General features: G+C 30.9%; 6 protein-coding genes. 3 read left to right on the top strand and 3 right to left on the bottom strand.

The features are described 5' to 3' along the window. Window positions 1–102: 102 nt before the first annotated feature. On the bottom strand, window positions 103–462 hold the full coding sequence (locus ACTG3S_RS04100; RefSeq protein ID WP_439128104.1) for a BlaI/MecI/CopY family transcriptional regulator: 360 nt from the start codon (window positions 460–462) through the stop codon (window positions 103–105). Between the two features lie 144 nt (window positions 463–606). Here ACTG3S_RS04100 and ACTG3S_RS04105 point away from each other — a divergent pair, with 144 nt between their 5' ends. Further along, window positions 607–1107: a DUF456 domain-containing protein gene (locus ACTG3S_RS04105; protein WP_439128105.1), complete on the top strand. Its 501-nt coding sequence runs from the start codon at window positions 607–609 to the stop codon at window positions 1105–1107. 6 nt (window positions 1108–1113) lie between these two features. Here the strand turns inward: ACTG3S_RS04105 and ACTG3S_RS04110 are convergent, their stop codons facing one another. Continuing rightward, entirely contained in the window at window positions 1114–1335 is a 222-nt protein-coding gene (locus ACTG3S_RS04110) for a hypothetical protein (protein WP_439128106.1), read from the bottom strand. 425 nt (window positions 1336–1760) lie between these two features. Between ACTG3S_RS04110 and lysS the strand changes: the two genes are divergently transcribed. Continuing rightward, entirely contained in the window at window positions 1761–3458 is a 1698-nt protein-coding gene (gene lysS / locus ACTG3S_RS04115; protein ID WP_439128144.1) for a lysine--tRNA ligase, read from the top strand. A gap of 150 nt (window positions 3459–3608) precedes the next feature. After that, the gene (locus tag ACTG3S_RS04120) at window positions 3609–4526 is read left to right on the top strand and encodes a glutaminase (protein ID WP_439128107.1); all 918 of its coding nucleotides are present in this window, start codon (window positions 3609–3611) and stop codon (window positions 4524–4526) included. A gap of 6 nt (window positions 4527–4532) precedes the next feature. Here the strand turns inward: ACTG3S_RS04120 and rsmG are convergent. Next, window positions 4533–5040, bottom strand: a 508-nt coding sequence (gene rsmG / locus ACTG3S_RS04125) for a 16S rRNA (guanine(527)-N(7))-methyltransferase RsmG (RefSeq protein WP_439128108.1), incomplete at its 5' end; no start/stop codon positions are given.

Here is a 5040-nt window from a genome sequence, read left to right on the forward strand (position 1 = left end):
TACAAGCTCAGTTTGACATTTGTTTTTTATTTGATTTATAGCTAATTTATAGTCACTTTAAACACAAACTAAATCTGCTAACTGAAACTGTAAAACTGCATTCTATTTTTTATTCACTTCTTTTAAAATACTTTCAAGTTCTTTAACATCCATCTTGTTCTCTTTTACAAAAAAAGAAACCATACTTTTAAAAGAACCATTAAAATAACCATTCATTAGTTTGTGCAAACGTTGGTTGCTATAGGTTTCTTTTTCTATTATTGGGTAATACACAAAACCTCTACCTACAGCTTTATGCGTTACAAATTCTTTGGTTTCTAAAATTCTAATAATGGTAGAAACTGTATTGTATGCGGGTTTTGGTGCAGGTAATTGCGCAATTACTTCTTTTACAGAGGCTTCTTCTAAACTCCATAAAACATGCATAATCTGCTCTTCTGCTTTTGTTAATTGTTTGCTCATACTTGTAACTAAAGTTTTAGTTTGATAAAACAAATATAACTAAAAAATTAGTTTAAACTAATTTTTTAGTTATAAATTTATGTAACAAAGGTTTTGTATTTTCGTCTTATTGTAAATAAACTGGGTAGTTTAAACCTAAAAAACATGGATATATTTTTATTGTTAATTGGCTTCATCTTGGTATTACTAGGTATCATTGGCTCTTTTTTACCTGTGTTACCGGGGCCATTAACAGGTTGGTTGGGTTTATTATTATTGCACCTAACCTCTATAATACCCATGAATTGGACTTATTTAGGCATTACTTTAGCCATTGCTATTTTAATTTGGATTCTAGATTATATTATACCAGCTATTGGTACAAAACGTTTTGGTGGTAGTAAATATGGCGTTTATGGCACTACTATTGGTTTAATAATTGGTTTATTATCTCCAATACCTTTTGGTATTTTAATTGGCGCATTTTTGGGTGCTTTTATAGGCGAATTATTCTACGACAAAACAGATAAAAATCGAGCTTTTAAAGCTTCTGTTGGCTCTTTTATAGGGCTGTTAGCTTCTGCAACCATTAAATTTGGAGTTTCTTTTGGCTTTGTAGTCTTATTTTTAATGAAGTTTTGGGAGTATAAAGGAGGATTTTTTTAACAAAAATTAAGCTTCGTTTTCAATTCTATTTCTTTTCATTTCAAAAGCTTCTATTGCATCTTTAATAATATCAAAAGATTTACTTGCATTACTCATTACCTTATGCAACTCTTTGTCTAATGTTTCAGATTGAATATCAAAAAGTGCCACTTCTACTTGTCCTACTTTTTCTATTAAACTTTGTTGCGAATTTTTAATGTCTTCCATTTTTACCAAAACAGCTTTCATCGTGTCTAATCTTTTTCTTGTTTTATCGTCAATAATAGGTATGTTTTTATCTAAATATCGTAAAATTTTATGAATTATTCAAATATTTAACAATCTTCAAAAGAATTAAAGCATTAAAAAAAATGTTTTTGATAGAATAAAATAAAGGTTTTAAAAAGGTATATTTTGTGCTTCAATTAACAAAAAGTCAAAAAAAAAGCGTCCCATTTAAGGGAAGCTTTCCATTGGTTAACAAAACCACGACACTTTTTCTAAAGTGCCAAACAACACAACTAATGCTACTTCAACAAAAAGTAGCATGCAAATATACAATGTTTTGATATTTCTGCAACTTTTATGAGTTATTTTATTGAAATCTTCAATAGATAAATTCTTGAAAGATTGTATCTTTGCAATCTTTAAAATTCATCACTAAATTATTAGAAATGCAATTATCAGAACAAGAAGTTGTACGTAGAGAAAAGTTAGCAAAATTAAGAGATTTGGGAATCAACCCTTATCCTGCAGATTTATTTCCAATAGATTCAGATTCTAAGGAAATTAAAGAAAGTTTTGTTGAAGAAAAAAAGGTGGTTATTGCTGGTAGATTAATGTCTAGAAGAATACAAGGAAAAGCTTCTTTTGCGGAGTTACAAGATGGTGAAGGTAGAATTCAGGTTTATTTTAATCGTGATGAAATTTGTACTGGAGAAGACAAAACTTTATATAATGATGTTTATAAAAAATTGCTAGATATTGGTGATTTTATAGGAATTGAAGGAACACTTTTTACAACAAAAGTAGGTGAAAAAACTGTAATGGTTAACGATTTCAAATTGCTTTCTAAGGCTTTAAAACCCTTGCCATTGCCAAAAGTTGATGCTGATGGAAACACCTATGATGCATTTAACGATCCAGAAATGCGTTACAGGCAACGTTATGCAGATTTGGTGGTGAATCCGCATGTAAAAGAGGTGTTTGTAAAACGTACAAAGTTGTTTAATGCCATGCGTTCATTTTTTAACGATGCTGGTTATTTTGAAGTAGAAACGCCTGTTTTACAACCCATTCCTGGTGGTGCAGCTGCAAGACCTTTTATTACGCATCACAATTCTTTAGACATTCCTTTATACATGAGAATTGCTAACGAATTGTATTTAAAACGTTTAATTGTTGGAGGTTTTGATGGTGTGTATGAGTTTTCTAAAAACTTCAGAAATGAAGGAATGGACAGAACACACAACCCAGAATTTACAGCCATGGAAATCTATGTTTCTTACAAAGATTACAATTGGATGATGGATTTCTGTGAGCAATTATTAGAGCATTGTGCCATTGCTGTAAACGGAACTTCTGAAGCTACTTTTGGAGAGCATAAAATAGATTTTAAAGCGCCTTATAAAAGAATTACCATGCGCGATTCTATTTTAGAGTTCACAGGTTTTGATATTTATGACAAAACTGAAGATGAAATTAGAGCTGCTGCAAAAGACATGAATATAGAGGTTGATGAAACCATGGGGAAAGGAAAATTAATTGATGAAATTTTCGGTGAAAAATGTGAAGGCAATTACATTCAGCCAACATTTATAACAGATTACCCAAAAGAAATGTCGCCATTATGTAAAGAACACAGAACAAACCCAGAATTGACAGAGCGTTTTGAATTGATGGTGTGTGGTAAAGAAATTGCCAATGCTTATTCTGAGTTGAATGATCCAATAGATCAACGTGAGCGTTTTGAACACCAATTAAAATTAGCACAAAAAGGTGATGATGAAGCTACCGAATTTATAGACCATGATTTTTTACGTGCATTAGAATACGGGATGCCTCCAACTTCTGGAATGGGAATTGGAATGGATCGATTAATTATGTTTTTAACCAATAATCAATCCATACAAGAAGTGTTGTTTTTCCCTCAAATGCGTCCTGAGAAAAAAGAACCGGCTGTAGCATTGAATGATGATGAAGTTGCATTACTTGCCATTCTTTCAAAAGCTGAAAAAATTGAATTAAATGCACTTAAAACACAGTCTGGTTTATCAAACAAGAAATGGGATAAAACCATTAAAGGTTTAACTAAAAAAGAGGTTGCCAAAGTTTCTAAAACAGAGGAAGGTTTGTTTGTAGAAGTTTTGTAAACTAAACTGTCATTCCTGCGAAGGTAGGAATCCAAAAAAGCAAACTAGATTCCTGTTTTTACAGGAATGACAAAATTAGGAATCACAGCAATGTGATTCCTTTTTTATTTCGATATTTTCTAATAATTTTGACAAAACTAAGAACCGTCAATGAAAAACTATCAAAAGATAATCACCAAGATTTATAATGACTTAAAAAATATTGACGACACTGGTAAAATTGCCAATTATATACCAGAACTTGCCAATGTTGATGATACTAATTTTGGTATACACATTACTACCATTGATAGAAATTTTTTTGGTATTGGAGATTCTAAAAAGAAATTTTCCATTCAGAGTATTTCTAAAATATTAACCTTAACATTAGCCTATCAATTAGAAGGTGAAAAACTATGGAAAAGAGTAGATGTAGAACCTTCTGGAAATCCGTTTAATTCTTTATTGCAATTAGAATCTGACTTAGGTATTCCAAGAAATCCGTTTATAAATGCGGGCGCTATTGTGGTTTGCGATGTTTTAATTAGTCATTTAAAAAACCCAAAAGAAGATTTTTTAAACTTTTGCAGAATTCTTTCTAAAAACCCAGATTTAAACTATTCTGAAAAAGTAGCACAATCAGAAAAAAGTTCTGGTTATAGAAATATTGCTTTGTGTAACTTCATAAAATCTTTTGGAAATATTAAAAACGATATTGATGTTGTTTTAGATTTCTATTTTTACACCTGTGCATTAGAAATGACTTGCAAAGAAGTTTCTGAAATTTTTCTTTTTTTAGCAGATGATAATTTTACCAACCAAGAAGGAAATCGAGTGTTAACAATGAGTCAAGCCAAAAGAATCAATGCAATTTTGCTTACCTGTGGTTTTTATGACGAATCTGGTGAATTTGCTTTTAGAGTCGGTTTACCTGGTAAGTCTGGAGTTGGTGGCGGTATTGTTGCCATTCATCCAGATGAATTTTGTATTACAGTTTGGAGCCCAAAACTAAATAAAAAAGGAAACTCATATAAAGGGATGTTATTTTTAGAGCAATTTACAACAGAAACTGAATCTTCTATTTTTTAAAATGCTTTAACCTTTATACTTCATCCCCAAATGCACCACTTTTTTGGTTTCAAAAAAATCTTCTTCAAAAAAATCTGGTAAATCATAAATGGTTGCAGACGTATATAATTTTAATTCTTCTGTTAAATCGCCTCCTTTTAAATATAAAATTCCGTTTTTTAAATCATGATTTTGCTTTTTAGCTATTTTACCTTTGTTCCATCTAACAAAAGTTTCCATTTGCGCTACTGCTCTACTTACAATAAAATCATAGGTGTCTTTTACTTCTTCTACTCTACCATGTGTAGTTGTAACGTTTTTTAAACCCAAACCTTCAGCAACTTCATTCACCACTTTTATCTTTTTACCAATAGAATCTACCAAATGAAACTGTGTTTCTGGAAATAAAATGGCTAACGGAATTCCAGGGAAACCACCACCTGTACCTACATCCATTACTTTAGAACCTGGTTTAAATGCTATAATTTTAGCAATTCCTAAAGAGTGTAATACGTGACGTAAATACAATTCATCG

The sequence above is a fragment of the Polaribacter sp. genome (assembly GCF_965656025.1).
Classification (GTDB): Bacteria; Bacteroidota; Bacteroidia; order Flavobacteriales; family Flavobacteriaceae; genus Polaribacter.

Bases quoted from the DNA above. Each gene is read 5' to 3' on its own strand.
- ACTG3S_RS04100 (WP_439128104.1), bottom strand. From the start codon at position 462: ATGAGCAAACAATTAACAAAAGCAGAAGAGCAGATTATGCATGTTTTA.
- ACTG3S_RS04105 (WP_439128105.1), top strand. From the start codon at position 607: ATGGATATATTTTTATTGTTAATTGGCTTCATCTTGGTATTACTAGGT.
- ACTG3S_RS04110 (WP_439128106.1), bottom strand. From the start codon at position 1,335: ATGAAAGCTGTTTTGGTAAAAATGGAAGACATTAAAAATTCGCAACAA.
- lysS (WP_439128144.1), top strand. From the start codon at position 1,761: ATGCAATTATCAGAACAAGAAGTTGTACGTAGAGAAAAGTTAGCAAAA.
- ACTG3S_RS04120 (WP_439128107.1), top strand. From the start codon at position 3,609: ATGAAAAACTATCAAAAGATAATCACCAAGATTTATAATGACTTAAAA.